Raw genomic sequence first — 18,451 nt, 5'->3', positions numbered from 1 at the left:
TTGGCGTCGATCGACGCGCACGGGTCGATCCCGTCACGATCATTGCCGGTCGGCGTTAGCGCGACGCCCCCCGTCCATCATGCGCGATCGCCACATGCGCGGACGCCACCGGAATATCCACTTCCACCGTCGTCCCAACGCCCAGCGTCGTGTCGATCCGCAGCGTGCCGCCGACGAGATACGCGCGCTCGCGCAGGCCGACCAGCCCGAACGATCCCGATTTGCGCGGCGCACCGGGATCGAAGCCCGCACCGTCGTCGCGAATCGTCAGCGCGATCGTCTCGTTCCGGTACACGAGTTCCACGGTCGCGCTCGACGCGGCCGCGTGCCGCGCGACGTTCGCGAGCGCTTCCTGCGCGATGCGGAACACGGCCGTCGCATACGGTTCGTCGAGCTGCAGCTCGCTCGGCTCGACGCGCAGCGTGCACGCCATGCCGTGACGGTGCCGGAAATCCTCCACGAGCCATTGCATCGCGGCCGCGAACCCGAGGTCGTCGAGCATCAGCGGGCGCAGGTCGGATGCAATGCGTCGCGTGGCCGTCACCGCGCCGCGCGCGAGCGCATGCATCGCCGCGATCTTGCGCGCCAGCGGTGCATCGTCCTGCGGCACGTGATCGAGCAGCCATTCGAGATCGTTCTTCAGCGTCGCGAGCGTCTGCGCGAGTTCGTCGTGCAGTTCGCGCGCGATGCGGCGTTGCTCGGCCTCGCGCGCGCTCGCGCTGATCGCCGCGATCTCGCGCAGCTCCTCGCGTGACGCCTGCAGCGCCCGCTCCGCGCGCACACGCTCCTCGACTTCGCGCCGCAAGTCGCGGTTCGACGCGCTCAACTGCGCGGTGCGGGCCGCGACGCGCTGCTCGAGCCGTTCGTTCGCGTCGTTGAGCTGCGCGCTCTTCTGCACAACGAGCAGGTGCTGATAGCGCGCGCCGGCGAGCGCACGCACCGTCTGCGCATGCAGCCGGCCGTTCTCGAACAGCAGCGCGAACAGCACGACGCCCGACGCGACGAGGCCGTAGGTCCGCCCCGCGTAGAAGCCCAGGTCGAAGCGCCCGTGGTTCAGCATCGACGACAACGCGATGTCGAACAGCCACGCGACGAGCACGATCATCACCCACAGGTCGAGCACGGAATGGCGCCGCCGCTGCCGCCACATCAGCACGAGCGCGGCCAGGTTCAACGCCCAGACGACCGCGATCGCGGTCGTCATCGTCGCGGCCATCCGGTTGCCCTGCATGATGCGCGGCAGCAGGTCGTGGCCGGCGGTCGCGAGCAGCGCGAGCGCGCCGGTCGCGGCGGCCGTCAGGACGATGCAGAGCAGCAGCGGAAGCGTCGCGCGACGCCGCTCGAGCGACGGCGGGCGGGCGCGCGGCGTCGCGCGCAGCAGCACGTACGCGGCGACCCCCAGCGGAAAGCCGCCGTGCCAGAACAGATAAAGCCACGCGGTGGTCTGCTCGCCCGCGCCGAGCAGGCCCGTCGGCGTGAACAGCCCCGGAAAGGTCAGCATGTGCGTGCCGGCCATGAACCCCGTGAACAGGTAGCCGGCGGCGAGCGCGAGCAGCGATTTCTCGCGCAGGATCGCGAACTGGCCGAGCAGCAGGCCGGCCGTCACCATGTCGTTGACGACGATCGCCGACTGGTACACGGGAATGAAGCCCCACACGCGAGCCAGCGGCACGCCCGCGAACGGTGCGAGCGCGACGAAGATCACGGCCGACACGATCACCATCGCGATCGCGAGCCGCCGCTCCTGTCGGCCCGGCGGCAGCGACGACATGAACAGGTGCGACGGATCCGGCGCGTCGTCGTCGTCGTCGGTGGCCGCGGCGCGCGAGCGGAATGCGGGCATCATGCGTCGTCGACGCCGAGGTCGAGATCGTGGCGCACGGCGTAGCGCACCAGCGCGGCTTCGTGCGGCAGCTCCATCTTCTCGAGGATGCGCGTCTTGTAGGTGCTGACCGTCTTCGCGCTCAGCGTGAGTTCCGCCGCGATCCGCGTGACCGTCTGGCCCGCGACGATGCGGCGCATCACGTCGAGTTCGCGCGCGGACAACCGTTCGTGCGGCAGCATTTCGACCGGCGCGCGCAGCGTGCGCGCGAGGCTTTCGGCCGCCTGCGGGCTCACGTAGACGCCGCCCGCCGCGACCTTCGTGACGGCCTGGACCAGCTCGGCAGTCGCGCTGTCCTTGGTCAGGTAGCCGGTCGCGCCGGCCTTGAACGCGCGCGCGGCGTACTGCGCCTCCGCATGCATCGTGAGCACCAGCATGCGCAGCGCCGGCGCGCGCGTCTTGACGAGCCGGATCAGCTCGATGCCGGTCGGCCCGGGCATCGACAGGTCGAGCAGCAGCACGTCGGCATCGCCACGCTCGGCCAGCGCGAGCGCGGCCGTGCCGTCGCTCGCCTCGCCGACGATTTCGAAACCGCCGGCCGTTTCCAGGATGTGACGCAGTCCGTCCCGCATGACTGCGTGATCGTCAGCCAGAATTATCCTGATCACTAGCGTTCCTCTTCGGGATGCCGCCGCGGTCCGTTCCGCCGGTTGCCGCCGCGGCCGTTCTTCTGACCAATATATTCCGCCGAAGCCGGAAAAGGTGCACCTTCGGGAAATTTTTGAGACATCGAGGTGGGCAATGTGTCCCGCAACGAAATAATCAGCGAGAAATGGTACAGGCGATAGGGCCAGATGGGGCGGGTATTCCCGAGGCGTCGTTGCCGTCCGGCGGTCAGTGTGGGTCGCGGACGGCCCTGATTCAGAGATAAACTGGTGCCCGATTGCACTGTCGCGACCCGAGGAGCCTCCACGATGATCGATCTCGCCGACATCCTGCCGTCCGCGCTGCCCGACGCCGTCGCGTGGGCCGACGCGCAGGCGGCCCACGGGCTCGCGCAGGGCGTGCCGCTCACGCCCGCGCAGGCCGACGACGCGCGTATCGTGGGCGTCGCGCAACCTGAGCGGATCCGCATCGTGGTCGGCGACCGGCTGCCGTTTCCCGATACGCCAGCGCTCGCCGCGATCGCGCGCGACACCGGGCTGCTGCGGCCGGGGACGATCGGCCTCACGCTCGGCCATGCGGTGTTCGTACTGCGCGGCCACGATACGCGGCGCCTGCTCACGCATGAGTTCCGCCATGTGCATCAGTACGAGGAAGCCGGGTCGATCGGCGCGTTTCTTGCGCGCTATCTGCACGAGATCGCGACCGTCGGCTACCACGATGCGCCGCTCGAGGCCGATGCGCGGCAGCACGAGTTCGACTGATGCCACCGGCCCGCACGAACCCACACACCCTCCGATGAACCTTCCCCACGCCATGGCCGGCCCGGTGCGGACACGCCGCGCCGCCACGCCGCGCGACCCGCGATGAACGACACGATCCACGCATGGCTGGGCGCGATCGGCGCGCATCCGCTACTCGTGCTGGCGATCGTGTTCGCGACCGCCTGCGCCGAGGCGATCGCGCTCATCGGTACGGTCGTGCCGGCCGGCGCGGTGATGTTCGCGGCCGGCACGCTGATCGGCGCGGGCGCGCTCGACGGCGTGACGACGATCGGCGTCGCGGCCGCCGGCGCGATCGTCGGCGACGGCATCAGCTATGAGATCGGCCGCCGCTATGGCGGCGCGATTCGCAACGGCTGGGTGCGGCTGGGCTACGCGGACGCCTATGCGCGCGGCGAGCAGTTCGTGCTGCGCCACGGGATGAAGAGCATCGTGCTCGCGCGCTTCCTGGCACCGGTGCGCGCGGTCGTGCCGGTCGTGGTCGGCTGCGCGACGCTGCCGCGCCGGTCGTTCTATCCGGTCAACGTCGTGTCGGCGCTGATCTGGGCACCCGTGCACGTCGCGCCGGGCATCGTGTTCGGCGCGTCGGCGGCGCTGGCCGCGGCGATCAGCGTGCGGGTCGCCGCGATCCTGCTGGTGGTCGCCGGGCTGGTCGCGGTCGTGTGGGTCGGCGTGCGCGTCGCGCTGCGGCGCGGCTGGCCGTTGCTGTGCCAGGCGACCGGCGCGGCCGTGCATGCATCCGCGCGCCGCTGGCCGCGCTTCGGCGCGTGGCTGCACGACGCGATCGGCAAGGTGCGCCGCCTGCCGGGTGCGGTGCCCGTGTTCGCGCTGCTGTTCCTCGGCTGCGTGTGGCTGTTCGCCGGCATCGTGCAGGACGTCGTCGCGAACGATCCGCTGACGCACGCGGACATCGCGCTGTATGCGTTCCTGCAGAACCTGCGCACGCCGCCCGTGGACGCCACGATGCGCGCGCTCGCGGTGCTGCACGGACACGATACGGGGCTGATCGTCGCGGCCGCGTTTCTCGTCTGGCTGATGATCCATCGCTGCTGGGTGACGTCCGCCTGGTGGCTCGCGACGCTCGGCATCGCGGTCGTGCTCGTGCCGGCGTTCGGCGCCGGCGTGCCCGGCATGTCGCCCGCGAGCCTGCCGCCCGGCGCGCTGCACGTGGCGCTGCCCGACGCCGACGCGGCGTTCGCGATGCTCGCGAGCAGCGGCATCGGCTGGGTGCTGACGCGCGAGCGGCCCGCGTCGTGGCGGATCCCGGTCGTGACGGCGGTCGTGCTGTGGATCGTGCTCGGCGGCTTCGCGCGGCTCTATGTCGGCGATACGTGGCTGTCGGGCCTGCTCGGCGGCTGGTGCCTCGGGCTCGCATGGTTCGCGGTGCTGGCGGGCGCCCATGCGTACTGGCGCGTGCACGAGCACGTGCAGCCGCGCGGCGCGCTCGTCGCGGTGCTCGTCGTGCTCGCCACCGCCGGCGTGTGGACCGTGCCCGCGCAGTGGCAGCTCGATCGCGCGGCGCGTCCGCATGTCGGCGACGTCGTCGCGATGACCGTCGACCAGTGGATGCGCGGCGGCTGGCAGCGCGTGCCGACGCGGCGCACCGAGATCGGCGGCGATCGCGAGGAATATCTGCCGCTGCAATGGTGCGCGACGTCGGACACGCTCGACCGCCATCTTTCGCTGGCCGGCTGGCAGCGCGCGACGCCGTGGTCGCCCGCGACCGCGCTGCGCTGGCTGTCGCCGCAGGCGCCGGCCGATACGCTGCCCGTGCTGCCGCGCTACACGCACGGCGAGAGCACGCGCCGGGTGTTCGTGCGTGTCGACGCGGCCCATCCGGACAGCCGCCTCGTGCTGCGGCTATGGCGTTATCCGTACGTGCTGCAGGATGCGCTCGGCATGCGGCCGCTGTGGTACGGCGCGCTGTATCGCGAGACGCTGCATCGGCCCGCGCGGGTGATGGCGGTCGTGCGCACGACGCCGCTCGACGATGCGGCGACGATCGCGCAGGCGCTGAAGGTCGAGCCGACGATCGAGCGGCCGCCGGCGGGGACGAGCGCGGCGCCGCCCGCGATGACGCTCGTGTGGATGGTGCAGCCGTGACGCGCGCGCAATGCGTCAGGCGTGCGCCGGTTGCGCGGGGACGACGGACAGGCGCAAGCCGACCGTCTTGAGCACCGCGAGCAGGGTTTTCAGCGTCGGGTTGCCGTTGGGCGACAGCGTGCGATACAGCGATTCGCGGCTGATCCCGGCTTCGGCCGCGACCGCGCCGAGCCCGCCGTACGCTTCCGCGACCGTGCGCAGCGCGAGCAGCGCGGCCGCGCGGTTGTCGGGATCGTCGAGCGATTCCATCGCGACGCGCAGATAGGCCACCGCCAGCTCGCGGTCGGCGCCGAGTTCGGCGACTTCCGCGTCGTGGTGCGAGACCGCGCCTTTGAGCTTGTTCACATTTGCCTCCGTTTCCAGTTCAACCAGTGTTCGTGCGCACGCCTGATGTCGTCGGACTGGCTGCGCTTGTCGCCGCCGGACAACAGCAGGATCAGCGCGCTGCCGTACCGGCCGAAGTACACGCGATAGCCGGCACCGACGTCGATGCGCAGTTCGATCACGCCTTCGCCGACAGGCTCGCAATCGCCGAAATTGCCGGTCTCAACGCGGCGCAGGCGTTCGCGAATCCGTGCCTGGATGACCTTGTCGCGGACGGTGTTCAGCCATTCGGTGAAAGGCTCGCGACCGTCGTCGCGCTGATAGCGAAGCAGTTCGAACTTGGAGAGCATTGTAACTTATAAGCTACATGATGGATAGGGGTATCGACGGGATGGCGTGAAGCGACGCATACGCGGGCCGACTGCCGAATCGAGACGAAGCACGATGCAAGGGCGCTGCGCAGGAGTGCCCGCAGAGCCTTCGCGACGTGGGGTTTCGGGCGATGAGGCTGGCTTCCCGAACGAGGGTCATTCTTTCATTCGGGGCATGCGATGACGATTCGGCCGAACGGCCGATCTCATCGGCGCGTGAGGACACGCACCGTGCGGAGGAGGGACAGCTCGTCGAGCTGCGCGGTCACCGATTCGTGGAAGGAGGTCGGCTTGCTCCGCGCGTCGTGCACGTCCTTGTGTTCGCCGGTCGCGTATCCGGCGAACGTGAACACGCGGCCGACGGCCGACGGGTAGCGCGCGACCAGAGCGCGAGCACCTTGTCCGTGTGCTTCGCTCATCGTCACGATCACATCGGCGTGCTTGATATCGTTCGCGTTCCGTTGCATCGAACGACGCGCGGACGCGGCATTGCGCCGAACCCGCGCCCCGCTGCCTCGAGCGCCGGCATCACTACGCCGTCGCCGTCACCCGCTGCGCGGCAAACCCCGCCAGCGTCCGCAACGCGTCCCGCGCCGAGCGCAGATAGAACGCCTGCAGATGAAACACATGCCAGCGCGCGGCGTGAATCTCCAGCCGGCACGGCACGCCGCACGCGAGCGCATGCGCCGCCAGCCGCTGCGCATCCGACAGCAGCACTTCCTGGTCGCCGGCCTGCACCAGGATCGGCGGCAGGCCGCGCAAGTCGGTGTCGAGCGGGCCGCGCGGCGCCACCGAGCCGCTATCGTGATACCAGCGCAACCCCTGTTCGAGCCAGCCGCGCCGAATCATCGGATCGTCGTGGCGGCGCGACGCGAGCGTGTCGCCGCCCAGCGCCGGGTCGGTCACGGGCGAGATCAGCAGCAGCGCGGCGGCAGCGGGTTCGCCACGCTCGCGCAGCGCGATGGCGAGCGCCAGCGCGAGCGCGCCGCCGGCCGAATCGCCGGCAATCGCGATCCGGTGCGGCGCGTGGCCCAGCGCGCGCAACGCATCGTATGCGGCCAGCGCGTCGTCGAGTGCCGCCGGGCTCGGATGCTCGGGCGCGAGCCGGTAGTCGGGCACCCACACCGGCAGCCCGGCTTCGGTCGCGAGCCGCGTCGTCACGCCGCGATGCGTGTGCGGGCCGCCGAGACAGAACGCGCCGCCGTGCAGGTAGAGGATCGCGCCGCCCGCGTCGCCGCGCTTCGGCGCGATCACTTCGACCGGCACGCCGGCGGCCGACGTCCGGTAACGCAGCGTGCCGCCCGCGCCCGGCATAAGCGGCGCCAGCCACGCGACGACACGGCGCTGCATGCGCGCGCCGAACGGCGGCCCGATCAGCGGCCGGAACGCGACGCGCAGAAAGCCGCGCAGCGAGGCGGCGGCGAGCGCTTCCACGCGACCGGCGGGCGGCGCGACGACGGCGCCGTGCGTCGGCGTGGCCGTTCCGGGCAGCGGCTGCGTGAAGCGATACGCGGACAGCCCCGTGAAGCGCGTGAGCCATCGATAGGTCAGCGTGAAGCCGGGCCAGTTCGTGCTGTTGTGGCCCGATGCATCGACGTACCAGCTCTTGCAGCCGCTCCACACCGAACCCTCGAGCCGCTGCTGCACGTGCACGTTGAAGCGCCGGTAGCGGCGCGAGTCGACGTCGATCGCCGTCGCGCCGTTGCGCCGCATCGCGCGCACGCAGCGCATCACGTGCGCGATCTGGCTCTCGAGCATGTAGACGATCGAGTTGTGGCCGAGGTTGGTGTTCGGGCCGTACAGCATGAAGAAGTTCGGGAAGCCCGGCACGGTGAGCCCGAGATACGCCTGCGCGCCGTGCCGCCATGCATCGTTCAGGTCGAGCCCGTCGCGGCCGGTGATGCGCATCGGCGACAGGAACGCGGTCGCCGCGAAACCGGTGCCGTAGACGATCGCGTCGACCTGATGGAGCACGCCGTCGTCGGTTTCGATGCCGGTCTCGGTCACGCGCCGGATGCGCTGCGTGACGAGCTCGACGTTGTCGCGGTCGAGCGCGGCGAGGTAGTCGCTCGACAGCAGGATCCGCTTGCAGCCGATCGGATAGTCGGGCGTGAGCCGCGCGCGCAGCGCCGGGTCGCGCACGTCGCGCGCGAGCAGCTTGCGGAACGGCCGGCCGACCGCGACATTCATCAGCCCGTGCAGCCGCGTGAAGGCGATCGCACGCGACTCGTAGCGCACGTAGATCGACGCGCGATGCAGCTTCATCGCCCACGGCAGCCGGCGAAACAGCGCCTGCTCCCACGGGCGATACGCGCGATCCGGACGCGGCATCACGTAGGCCGGCGAGCGCTGGAACACGACGAGGCGCTCGACGTCGGCGGCGATCGCGGGCACGAACTGGATCGCCGATGCGCCGGTGCCGACCACCGCCACGCGCTTGCCGGCGAGCGGATAGTCGCGATCCCAGTGCGCGGAGTGGAACGCGCGACCGCGGAACGTGTCGATGCCGGGCAGGTCGGGCATCGCGGGGCGGCTCAACTGGCCGGTGCCGCTGACGAGCACGGCGGCGCTGAGCGTCGTGCCGTCGGCGAGCGTGACGTGCCACAGCGCACGGGCCTCGTCATACTGCGCGCGCTCGACGTCGGCGCCGAAACGCAGATGGCGTGCGAGACCGTACTTGCGCGCGCAATGCTGCAGGTACGCATGGATTTCCGGTTGCGGCGCGAATACGCGCGACCAGTTCGGATTGGGGTCGAACGAGAACGAGTACAGATGCGAGGGCACGTCGCACGCGGCGCCCGGGTAGCGGTTGTCGCGCCACACGCCGCCGACGTCGTGCGAGCGTTCGACGATCACGAAGTCGTGAATGCCGGCGCGTTGCAGCGCGATGGCCATACCGATGCCGGCGAAGCCGGCGCCGATGATGATCGCCGACAGCGGCGCGGCCGGCTCGGCGGGACGTGACGTTTCAGGCGACGACATGGCGAATCTCCTCGGGCTGGATCGCATCGTGCGACGCGCACGCTGCATAAACGGGGTCGCGGTGCGCCGGCGCGGCGGCCGGTTCGCGCTCCATGTCGGCCGACGAGCATGCCGGCACGCGCCGCACGCCGCGGATCAGGTCGACGGCCTTCTCGGCGATCATGATCGTCGGCGCGTTGGTGTTGCCGCCGATCAGCGTCGGCATGATCGACGCATCGACGATGCGCAGCCCCTGCAGGCCGTGCACACGCAATTGCGGATCGACGACCGCGAGCGCGTCGCGCCCCATGCGGCAGGTGCCGACCGGGTGATACACGGTGTCGGTGCGCCGGCGCAGCACGTCGCGGATCTCGTCGTCGGTCGCGACGTTCGCGGTGAACAGGTCGTGCGTGATCCATTCGGCAAGCGCCGGTGCCGCCATCAGCCGGCGCGTGAGCCGGAAGCCGGCGACCATGTCGTCGAGGTCGCGCGGGTCGTCGAAGAACGCGGGGTCGATGCGCGGCGCGGCGAGCGGATCGGTGCCATGCAGCGTGACTGAGCCGCGGCTGCGCGGTCGCAGCAGGCACACGTGGCACGACAGCCCGTGGCCGACGTGCAGCCGGCGTGCGTGATCGTCGACGAGCGCGACGACGAAGTGCAGCTGGATGTCGGGCGCATCGAGGCCGGCCCGCGTTTTCAGGAAGCCGCCGCCTTCCGCGAAATTCGACGTCAGCATCCCGCGCCGTTCGCGGCGAAAGCGCGCGAACTCGCGCAGCATGCGCAGGCCGCCGCGCACGGACACGCCCATCGTGTCGACGCTGCGGGTGCGGTAGCCGAGGATGAAGTCAGGATGATCCTGCAGGTTGCGGCCGACGCCGGGCAGGTCGGCGCGCACCGGAATGCCGAGTCGCTGCAGTTCGACGGCCGGACCGACACCCGACAGCATCAGCAGCTGGGGCGTCTGCAGCGCGCCGGCCGCGAGCACGACTTCGCGCCGCGCGCGCAGCGTGCGCACTTCGCCGTGTTGCCGCACCTCGACACCCGTCGCCCGCGTGCCGTCGAACAGGATGCGCAACACCTGCGCGTGCGTTTCGACCGTCAGGTTGTCGCGCCGGCCGACGTGCGGCAGCAAATACGCGCGCGCCGCGCTCCACCGCTCGCCGTGCTTCTGCGTGACCTGATAGATGCCGACCCCTTCCTGCTGCGCACCGTTGAAGTCGTCGGTGAGCGGCAGGCCGGCCTGCCGCGCGGCTTCCAGATAGCGCGCATGAAACGGGTTGCCTGTGCGCAGGTCGCTGACCCACAGCGGGCCGTCGCGGCCGTGAAAGGCGTCGTCGAAGCGCTCGTTGTGCTCGCTCAAGCAGAAGTACGGCAGCACGTCGTCGTAGGACCAGCCTTCGTTGCCGAGCGCGGCCCAGCCGTCGTAATCGACGCGATGGCCGCGAATGTAGACCATCGCGTTGATCGCGGACGAACCGCCGAGCGCCTTGCCGCGCGGCTGATAGCCGATGCGCCCGCCGAGTCCGGGCTGCGGCACCGTGTCGAACGCCCAGTTGTTCACGCGGGTCGGCAGCATCGCGACCGAGCCGGTCGGCACGTTGACGACCGCGTTGTCGCCGCGGCCGCCGGCCTCGAGCACGCAGACGGTCACGGCCGGGTCCTCGGTCAGTCGCCCTGCGACGACGCATCCGCCCGAACCGCCGCCGACGACGATGTAGTCGAAAGTCTTGCTCATGGAATCGTCTCCCGATGGTCGATGGATCATGCGATGCGCGTCAGCACGCGCAGGCGATCGAACCGCGACAGGCGGATCGCGAGCGGCGGGGCGGGGTCGCGGGCGAATGCTTCGCGCTGGCGTTCGAAGCGGGTCGCGAGATCGGGCGGGCGACTCGGTCGCATGGTGTCTCCTCCGGGGCGTGAGTGTCGTTCAGGCGACGACTGATGACACCGATGCTGCGGGCCGCATGGGAAAACACCAATGCTGCTTCGGGACAATTGTTTTAGTATTTGGGCCAAATCGGCGCTTCGAGGGTTTCTCCGCATGAGCTTCTGGGACTTCACCCGGAGTCCGGCCAGTGCCCGTCTGCTGGTCGATTTCGGCGACGAGCGCGGCGTGTCGCGCACGAAGCTGCTGGCCGGCACGGGCCTCGCGGACGCGCAGCTCGACGATCCGAACGTCGAGGTGACGGCCGCGCAGGAACTGCGGCTGACCGGCAATCTGCTGCGCGCGCTCGGGCGTGCTCCGGGCCTCGGGTTCGAGGTCGGGCAGCGCTATCACTTCTCCGCCTACGGCGTGTGGGGCTACGGGCTGATCGCGAGCGCGACCGCGCGCGACGCGCTGGCGCTCGCGATGCGCTTCCTGCCGCTCACGTATGCGTTCACGGTGATCACGTACCGCGAGGAATCGCACGCATGCGTGCTCAATTTCGGCGCGCCGGAGCTCGATGCCGACCTGAGCAGGTTCCTCGTCGAACGCGACATGACGGCCGCCGTCGTGCTGCTGCAGGAAATCGGCGGCGACGATTTCGCGTTGTCGCGCTTCACGATGCAGGCCGAGAGCGCGGGGAGCGTAGCCACGTCCACACGCGCACCCGCACCGCGCATTGCCGGTGTCGAACCCGTGTTCGGCGCGCGTGCGAACAGTCTCGCGTTCGACCGAGGCTTTCTCGACCGGCCGCTGCCGCATGCGAACCCGCTGACGGTTTCGATGTGCGAGCAGATGTGCGTCCAGCTGGTCGAGGCGCGGCGCGCGCGGGTCGGCACGTCGGAGATGGTGCGGCAATACCTGACGGCGACGCCCGGCAACGTGCCGTTCTTGCTCGACGACATCGCGCGGCTGATGAACACGAGCCCGCGCACGCTGAAGCGCCGGCTGCAGGAGGAAGGCACGACGTTTCGCACGCTGCTCGCGCAGGCGCGCGGCGCGATGGCCGAGACGCTGCTCGGCGATGCGCACCTGTCGCTGACGGAAGTCGCCGAGCGGCTCGGCTTCAGCGACCTGTCGAGTTTCTCGCAGGCGTTCAAGCGCTGGTATGGTGTGCCGCCGGGCACCTACCGCAGCGGCCTGCTGCGCGACGGCGCCTGCAACGGCGCCGCGTAACGCCACGCGCATCCCCCAACCCTTTCGCGAGAGAACCCGCATGATCACGCTTCGCCCGATGACCGAAGACGACTTTCCCCGCTTCTGGCCCACCTACCACGCGATCGTCGCCGCGCAGGAAACCTACGCATTCGATCCGGCGCCGACGCGCGAAGCCGCCCGCGCGCTGTGGCTCGATGCGCCGCTGTGCACGTGGGTCGCCGAGGAGGACGGCGTGCTGCTCGGCTCGTACTACCTGAAGGCGAATGCGGCCGGGCCCGGCAATCACGTGTGCAACTGCGGCTATATGGTCGCCGACGCAGCGCGCGGCAAGGGCGTCGCGCGCCTGATGTGCGAGCACTCGCAGCAGGTGGCGCGCGAACGCGGCTTCCTTGCGATGCAGTTCAACTCGGTGGTCGCGACGAACGAAGTGGCGGTCGCGTTGTGGCAGAAGCTCGGCTTCGAGGTCGTCGGCCGCTTGCCGCGCGCGTATCGTCATGCGCGGCTCGGCTTCGTCGATTGCCTCGTGATGTTCAAGTGGCTCGGCGACGCGGCGGCCGCCGAAGCCTGATTCCACGCTCAGACGGCGAACGCGCCGTCGAACACGACCTGCCCGTCGAACGCGAGCGTGCCCCGCGCGAAGATCAGGTCGAGGTGATGACTGCCGTTCGCGCCGCCGCCGAGGCCGAGATGCAGGCCCGGATGGCGTTCCTCGAACCCGGCGTTGCGGCCGTACAGCCCGCGGATGCCCAGGTTCGTGCCGATGCCGAATTCCTCGATGCGCCGGTGATTGTCGTGCCGGTCGAGATACGACGCGAAGTCGCGCCGGAAGCCTGCGTCGTCGCTGTCGAAATCGACGATCAGGCTGTCTTCGACATGCAGCGTCGCGAGCCGCTCCGCCACACGGTACTTGATCGCGAACGGCACGGTGCCGAGAAACGTGCCGCTGAACACGATCGAGCCGCGCAGGTCGGTGACGTGCGTCGCGATTTCGCCGGGCACGACGTCGAGATTGCCCATCCCGTCCACGCTCGTCCATTTCTGGTCCGGCGCGAGCGAGCCGGTCAGCGTGTTGCCGGCTTCGTCGATGAAGCGGATCTGCGACGCGTGCGACGCCGCGTCGATCAGCCGGCCGTTGCGCGCGGCGATGTCGTCGAGCGATTCGGCGAACGCCTCGTCGAGATGCGGGCCGTAATCCTTGAACAGCACCGACTTGCTCCAGTGCTCGACGATCGCGGGACGGATCGCGGCGAGGAACGGCGGGCCGCTCGGCGACGGCGTTGGCAGGCACGACGAGTCGTACAGCAGCACGAACAGGTCGGCGTGCGAGAGTGCGGCGGTGATTTCCGTGGGCGGGGTGCTTTCGAGGCAGAGGGTGGTCGCGTCGAGCGAGTCGGGCAGGGCGGAAAACGCGCGCAATGCGGTGTCGCGGTTGCGGGTGTCGTAGCCGACCAGCAGTTGTCCCGTCTCGCCGCGTGCGAGTTTGTCGCGCAGCGCGGGGTGAAAACCCAGCGCGCGATGCAGGTTCAGCATGCGTGTCTCCGGAAGCGGCGGAAGGGCCGCAGCCCTTCCGCGAGAACGGGCTGGCCGCTCAGACCGGCCAGAGCGCGGTGCCGAACGGCACCACGGCATCCTCCACCATCATGTCGACGGCTTCGGGGTGCGTGTCTTCCTGCATCCAGTCAAGCAATTCGATTTGCCGGGTTTCCTGCATGTCAATTCTCCTGTGGTGAACATGAGTGATTCAACATGAAAGCGCGGTAAAAGGGATTACCGCCCTCATCCGGAATTTTTTGAATACCGGGCGAGTGGCGTCGATATTAGTCTGACGATTTACCGAATGCAATGCGTTGCAAGGTTTTTAGCCAAAGCGTGCTAAACACGCGCGTTCGCTGAACCTCCTGCGATCGACGCGCATGAATCGAATTTCGAAGGCCTCGATTTTTTATTGAATATCGGGGCATGATCGATAAATCGATTCGCGTGATTTTTTAAATCTGGAGTCTAATTGCGAAGATCGTTTCGTTTTTTATCATTCGCGAACGACGCGTGCCTCGCCGGACCGTTACCGGTTTCAACCCAGCAGAGCCTTGCCGAGCGGCTTGACGGGCTCGGACCGGAGCACCAGAGAAGTCGTGACCGCGCCGAAGCGGGCAATTGCGTCGACGATGGTCTCGAGCTGGCCGGGCGTCGGCACGAGCACTTTCAGCAGGAAGCAATCCTCGCCGGTCATCCGGTGAATCTCGATCACGTGCGGCATCTCGGCAAACGCACTCAACGCGGGCTTGATGTGTTCGTGCGTCGTTCTCAGCCGGATGATGGCCATCATTCCCAACCCGAGCGCAGCCGGATCGATCCGTGCGGCGTAGCCGGCGATGATGCCGCGCTCCTCGAGGCGCTTGACGCGTTCCGATGTCGCCGGTTGCGACAGGCCGATGCGCCGGCCGATTTCGGACAATGGCATCCGCGCATTCTCCTGCAGCGCTTCGATGATCGAAATGTCGAGGCGATCCAGTTCTCCATCGGGCATGTCGGCATTCCTGTTCCGTTAATTCATCGGGATTCTGTCTCAATATCCGATGACTTGCCATTCCACGCGGAAGTCGTCCGGACCAGACTGGGCCCCTCATGTTCATGGAGGCGGGAATGGATCGAAGCATCGTCATCGTGCCGGGAATCGGCAACTCGGGCGCGGATCACTGGCAGACATACTGGGAGACGGCGCTTCCTGGCGCGACGCGCATTGCGCCGGCGTCGTGGGACACGCCCGACTTGAGCGACTGGATCGCGGTGCTCGATGCGGCCGTCGCGGCTGCCCGGACTCCGCCGATCGTGGTGTGCCATTCGCTCGGCTGCCTGTTGTTCGCGCATTGGCGTGCAGCCGCGGCGCGGCCGGTGCACGGGGCCTTTCTCGTGGCGGTACCCGATGCGGACGGCCCGCGTTTTCCGCCCGCCGCGCAGGCGTTCGCGCATGTGCCGGACGGGGATTTCGGCGACCGGCCGGTGGTGGCGATCGCCAGTTCGGACGATCCGTACGATCCGTATGGGCGAGCGATCGGATGGGCGGCGGCACGCGGTGCGAAATCGCTCGTGGTCGGCGCACGCGGCCATTTGAACGCGGCTTCCGGATTGGCGCAGTGGGACGAGGGGCGCGCGCTCTTCACTGCTTTTACCGCTGGATTGGGTGCGTAGCGCACGCCCGGTGTCGGCGCACCGCAGTTCGCGGGCGTCGTACGGCATCGCTGCTGACGGCGCAGGCAGCGCTCATCGGCCGGTCAAGTATCATCGGTCGGGCGGCGCACCGGGTCCGGCAGTCGGGACCGGCGCCCGCCACAACACGGAATCCGCAGCGACGACATCACGGCCGGCGGCCCACGGCGGTCAAGCCGCGTCGGCGTTGCGGAACCCAGGCCCCGGGCATCGGCCCGGATCGGCCTCGAAAAATCACGATGGAGACACCGCGATGCGCGCAGCACCGCAACCGGAGCACGCCGGCCGAGCACGGCCGGATGCGAGCGCCACCGAGCCCGACCGCATGGCCGCATGGCGGCTCGCGATCTGCCTGTCGCTCGGCAGCGCGATCGCGCTCGGCCTCGCACGCTTCTCGTATGCACTGCTGTTGCCGCCGATGAAGGCCGATCTCGGCTGGACCTTCGCGCAGGCCGGCGCGCTGAACACGGCGAATGCGGCCGGCTACCTGATCGGCGCGCTCGTTTTCCCGTTCCTGTCGCGGCGCTGGCGCACGGGCACGCTGCTCACGGCCGGCTGCGCGCTGACCGCGCTGCTGATGGCCGCATGCGGGCTCACGTCCGGCATGAACGCGCTGCTCGTCGAGCGGCTCGCGACGGGCGTCGGCAGCGCGCTGATCTTCATCAGCGGCGGCGTGCTGGCCGCGCGGCTCGCGTCCGCGGCGCCGCGCGATGCGGGGCTCCTGCTCGGGCTCTATTACGGCGGCACGGGGTGGGGCATCGTCGCGTCGTCGCTGCTCGTGCCGGCGACGCTCGTGCCTCGCGCGCATGGCTGGCAACCCGCATGGTTCGCGCTCGCATTCGCGTGCGTGCTGTTCTCCGCCGCAGCCGTGTCGGCGGCACACCGCATCGAGCGCGCGCACGCGGCGCCGGCCGTGCCGCGCGACGGCACCGCGCCGGCCGCCACCGCGCATCCCGCGCGCTTCGCCCTCGCGCTCGCGGGCTACGCACTGTTCGGCGTCGGCTATATCGGCTACATGACGTTCATCGTCGCGCTGCTGCGTGGCGCGGGGATGAGCGGGACGGTCGTGTCCGCGTTCTACGTGACGCTCGGCGTCGCGACCGTCGTGTCGGCGCGGCTGTGGTCGGGGCTGCTCGACCGGATGCGCGGCGGCCAGGCGCTGGCCGTGCTCAACGCGCTGCTCGGCGTCGCGACGCTGATGCCGGCGCTGTTCGTGCATCCGGCGGCCGCGTTCGCGTCGGGCGTGCTGTTCGGCGCGACGTTCCTGTCGGCGGTCGCGGCGACCACCGCGTTCGTGCGTCACAACCTGCCGCCCGAAGGCTGGGCGAAAGGCATCAGCGCGTTCACGACGGTCTTCGCGTTCGGGCAGATCGCCGGCCCCGTCGCGATCGGCTGGGTGTCGGACAGCGCGGGGCTCGCGCGCGGGCTCGTGTATTCGGCGCTGACGCTGTTCGCAGGTGCGGCGCTCGCGGCCGGACAGCGCGCGCTGCGGGCTTCCTAGGGTCTGCTAACGCTGATAACGGGCTTGCGAATGTGCATTGCCGGTCGTCACGCGCCGATCACCGCACGCAGGCCGTGCGCGCTACGCGATGAAACGCGCGGCTGAAGTAGATGAGGCTGTCGCCGTCGTGGCGCACGCGGATCGACGTTGCCTCGATGAACATCACCGAATGCGAGCCGACTTCCTTCATCTCGGCGATCGTCCCCTGCAGGCTCGCGAGCGCGTCGCGCAGCACGGGCACGTCCCGCTCGCCGCGATCCCACACCGGCAGCTCGAAGCGGCGCTCCATCGGCAACTCGGTGAGCCCCGCGAAATGCCGCGCGAGCAGTTCGTGCTCGGCCGGCAGCACGTTGATGCACACGTGCCGATTGCGCTCGAAGATCGCGTGCATCGCGCTCGACCGGTTCAGGCACACGAGCAGCGTCGGCGGCGCATCGGTGACGGAACAGACGGCGCTCGCTGTGATTCCGCAAAGGCCGTGCGGCCCTGCGGTGGTGATCACGTTGACGGCCGCGCCGAGGTGGGCCATCGCTTGCCGGAAGGCCTTTTGCGCGTCGGTCGGTTCGGCGCGCGCCGGTTGCGGGGTGTCGGTCGTGGCGGACATGGGCGCTCCTGATTGAATGAGTGCGGCGATCATGCATGGTATCGATGCGGCATCGGATCGTCGACGATGATCCAAGCGTACGTCACGAAAAAGCCGGCGAACATTCGCACGATTGATGCTGAAGCTGGCGTTCCCGCCAACGCGTCTAAAGGTTCTACCTAGGGCGTGAACACGCCCTAGATGCGCGGCGCGGCGCGGCGCGCGAAAAAAACTGCGATCGGGCGTTCGCGCGGCACGTGAAGGGGTATTCAGCGCATTTTCGGCTCGTTATGATGTGCCGCATACCCCCGACGAACGACGCTTGCGTGATATGCGGCGCGTGCGATACCGATACCGATATTTTGCGAGACACCCCGATGACGTCACCCGCTCCGATCGTATACATCGTCGACGACGACAGCGGCATGCGGACGTCGCTCGCGTGGTTGCTCGAATCGGTCGGCATCGCGTCCGAAGGATTCGCGAATGCCGCCGACTTTCTCGCGCGCTTCGACGTGAACCTGCCCGCGTGCCTGGTGCTCGACGTGAGGATGCCGGAGAAAAGCGGTTTCGACGTGCAGGCGGAGCTGAATGCGCGCGGCGCGACGCTGCCGGTGATCTTCGTCAGCGGGCACGGCGACATTCCGATGTCGGTGCGCGCGCTGCAGAACGGCGCGATCGACTTCGTCGAGAAGCCGTACAACTCGCAGCAGATGCTCGAGCGCGTGCAACGCGCGCTGCGGCTCGCGCAGCAGCGGCACGCGGTCGACCGGCATCATCGCGAGCTGCGCCAGCGGCTCGATGCGCTGACCGCGCGGGAGAAGGAAGTATTGCGCGGCGTCATCGACGGCAAGGGCAGCAAGCAGATCGCGTCGGACCTGTCGATCAGCGTGAAGACCGTCGACGTGCATCGGGCGAGCATCAAGGAGAAGCTCGGCGCGACGTCGATCGCCGCGCTCGTGCGCGACGTGATGGTCGTGTGGGGCGGCGACAACGAAACGCCGCGCTAGCAGCTAGCTGCGCGAATGCGCGCCGAAGCGCGCCACGCTCAG

At 69.2% G+C, this 18,451-nt stretch carries 19 protein-coding genes; 7 read left to right on the top strand and 12 right to left on the bottom strand.

Going from position 1 to position 18,451, the window contains the following annotated elements:
- Positions 1–55: 55 nt before the first annotated feature.
- Complete coding sequence (locus FFI87_RS27455; RefSeq protein ID WP_138850022.1) at positions 56–1,846, bottom strand: sensor histidine kinase; 1,791 nt, start codon at positions 1,844–1,846, stop codon at positions 56–58.
- Positions 1,843–2,490, bottom strand: coding sequence for a response regulator transcription factor (locus tag FFI87_RS27450; RefSeq protein WP_041489989.1), 648 nt, complete (start codon positions 2,488–2,490; stop codon positions 1,843–1,845). Before FFI87_RS27450 ends, FFI87_RS27455 begins: the two co-directional genes overlap by 4 nt.
- 306 nt (positions 2,491–2,796) lie before the next feature.
- Here FFI87_RS27450 and FFI87_RS27445 point away from each other — a divergent pair, with 306 nt between their 5' ends.
- Together FFI87_RS27445 and FFI87_RS27440 are read left to right on the top strand one after the other, a co-directional pair.
- Positions 2,797–3,249: a hypothetical protein gene (locus FFI87_RS27445; RefSeq protein ID WP_012365386.1), complete on the top strand. Its 453-nt coding sequence runs from the start codon at positions 2,797–2,799 to the stop codon at positions 3,247–3,249.
- A 102-nt stretch (positions 3,250–3,351) separates the two neighbouring features.
- A complete protein-coding gene (locus FFI87_RS27440) occupies positions 3,352–5,370 on the top strand; it encodes an LssY C-terminal domain-containing protein (RefSeq protein ID WP_138850023.1) in 2,019 nt (672 codons plus the stop codon).
- A gap of 15 nt (positions 5,371–5,385) precedes the next feature.
- On the opposite strand, the gene FFI87_RS27435 is transcribed toward FFI87_RS27440, so the two are convergent.
- The 6 genes from FFI87_RS27435 to FFI87_RS34605 form a co-directional block, all read right to left on the bottom strand.
- Positions 5,386–5,715, bottom strand: coding sequence for an addiction module antidote protein (locus FFI87_RS27435; RefSeq protein WP_006752118.1), 330 nt, complete (start codon positions 5,713–5,715; stop codon positions 5,386–5,388).
- The gene (locus FFI87_RS27430) at positions 5,712–6,044 is read right to left on the bottom strand and encodes a type II toxin-antitoxin system RelE/ParE family toxin (RefSeq protein WP_138850024.1); all 333 of its coding nucleotides are present in this window, start codon (positions 6,042–6,044) and stop codon (positions 5,712–5,714) included. The genes FFI87_RS27435 and FFI87_RS27430 overlap by 4 nt, the downstream gene beginning before the upstream one ends.
- A 227-nt stretch (positions 6,045–6,271) precedes the next feature.
- Positions 6,272–6,532 carry a hypothetical protein gene (locus FFI87_RS27425; RefSeq protein WP_138850025.1) on the bottom strand — a complete coding sequence of 87 codons (261 nt, stop codon included), beginning with the start codon at positions 6,530–6,532 and terminating at the stop codon, positions 6,272–6,274.
- Between the two features lie 64 nt (positions 6,533–6,596).
- Complete coding sequence (locus FFI87_RS27420) at positions 6,597–9,047, bottom strand: alpha/beta hydrolase fold domain-containing protein (RefSeq protein WP_138850026.1); 2,451 nt, start codon at positions 9,045–9,047, stop codon at positions 6,597–6,599.
- Positions 9,034–10,761, bottom strand: coding sequence for a GMC family oxidoreductase (locus FFI87_RS27415; protein WP_138850027.1), 1,728 nt, complete (start codon positions 10,759–10,761; stop codon positions 9,034–9,036). Before FFI87_RS27415 ends, FFI87_RS27420 begins: the two co-directional genes overlap by 14 nt.
- A 26-nt stretch (positions 10,762–10,787) precedes the next feature.
- Positions 10,788–10,925, bottom strand: coding sequence for a hypothetical protein (locus tag FFI87_RS34605; protein WP_186381736.1), 138 nt, complete (start codon positions 10,923–10,925; stop codon positions 10,788–10,790).
- Positions 10,926–11,067: 142 nt separating this feature from the next.
- Between FFI87_RS34605 and FFI87_RS27410 the strand changes: the two genes are divergently transcribed.
- Complete coding sequence (locus FFI87_RS27410) at positions 11,068–12,126, top strand: AraC family transcriptional regulator (RefSeq protein WP_138850028.1); 1,059 nt, start codon at positions 11,068–11,070, stop codon at positions 12,124–12,126.
- A 40-nt stretch (positions 12,127–12,166) separates the two neighbouring features.
- Entirely contained in the window at positions 12,167–12,676 is a 510-nt protein-coding gene (locus tag FFI87_RS27405) for a GNAT family N-acetyltransferase (protein WP_138850029.1), read from the top strand.
- An 8-nt stretch (positions 12,677–12,684) separates the two neighbouring features.
- Here the strand turns inward: FFI87_RS27405 and FFI87_RS27400 are convergent, their stop codons facing one another.
- From FFI87_RS27400 to FFI87_RS27395, 3 genes are all read right to left on the bottom strand, one after another.
- Complete coding sequence (locus tag FFI87_RS27400) at positions 12,685–13,638, bottom strand: leucyl aminopeptidase (protein ID WP_138850030.1); 954 nt, start codon at positions 13,636–13,638, stop codon at positions 12,685–12,687.
- Between the two features lie 58 nt (positions 13,639–13,696).
- On the bottom strand, positions 13,697–13,819 hold the full coding sequence (locus tag FFI87_RS35025; protein ID WP_006752127.1) for a hypothetical protein: 123 nt from the start codon (positions 13,817–13,819) through the stop codon (positions 13,697–13,699).
- 360 nt (positions 13,820–14,179) lie between these two features.
- A complete protein-coding gene (locus FFI87_RS27395) occupies positions 14,180–14,635 on the bottom strand; it encodes an Lrp/AsnC family transcriptional regulator (RefSeq protein WP_012365395.1) in 456 nt (151 codons plus the stop codon).
- 116 nt (positions 14,636–14,751) lie between these two features.
- On the opposite strand from FFI87_RS27395, the gene FFI87_RS27390 reads away from it, so the two are divergent.
- A complete protein-coding gene (locus tag FFI87_RS27390; RefSeq protein WP_138850031.1) occupies positions 14,752–15,297 on the top strand; it encodes an RBBP9/YdeN family alpha/beta hydrolase in 546 nt (181 codons plus the stop codon).
- Positions 15,298–15,568: 271 nt separating this feature from the next.
- Positions 15,569–16,816 carry a YbfB/YjiJ family MFS transporter gene (locus FFI87_RS27385; protein ID WP_138850032.1) on the top strand — a complete coding sequence of 416 codons (1,248 nt, stop codon included), beginning with the start codon at positions 15,569–15,571 and terminating at the stop codon, positions 16,814–16,816.
- Between the two features lie 58 nt (positions 16,817–16,874).
- Here FFI87_RS27385 and hpaC read toward each other — a convergent pair whose 3' ends face one another.
- Positions 16,875–17,420, bottom strand: a complete 546-nt coding sequence (gene hpaC, locus FFI87_RS27380) for a 4-hydroxyphenylacetate 3-monooxygenase, reductase component (RefSeq protein ID WP_012365398.1) — start codon at positions 17,418–17,420, stop codon at positions 16,875–16,877.
- Between the two features lie 356 nt (positions 17,421–17,776).
- Between hpaC and FFI87_RS27375 the strand changes: the two genes are divergently transcribed.
- A complete protein-coding gene (locus FFI87_RS27375; protein ID WP_138850033.1) occupies positions 17,777–18,409 on the top strand; it encodes a response regulator transcription factor in 633 nt (210 codons plus the stop codon).
- The last annotated feature ends 42 nt before the right edge of the window (positions 18,410–18,451 follow it).

Source organism: Burkholderia sp. KBS0801, from assembly GCF_005937855.2.
Taxonomy (GTDB): domain Bacteria; phylum Pseudomonadota; class Gammaproteobacteria; order Burkholderiales; family Burkholderiaceae; genus Burkholderia; species Burkholderia ambifaria.
Note: the sequence above shows the minus strand (reverse complement) of the source record. Positions and strands in the feature narration are given on the sequence as shown.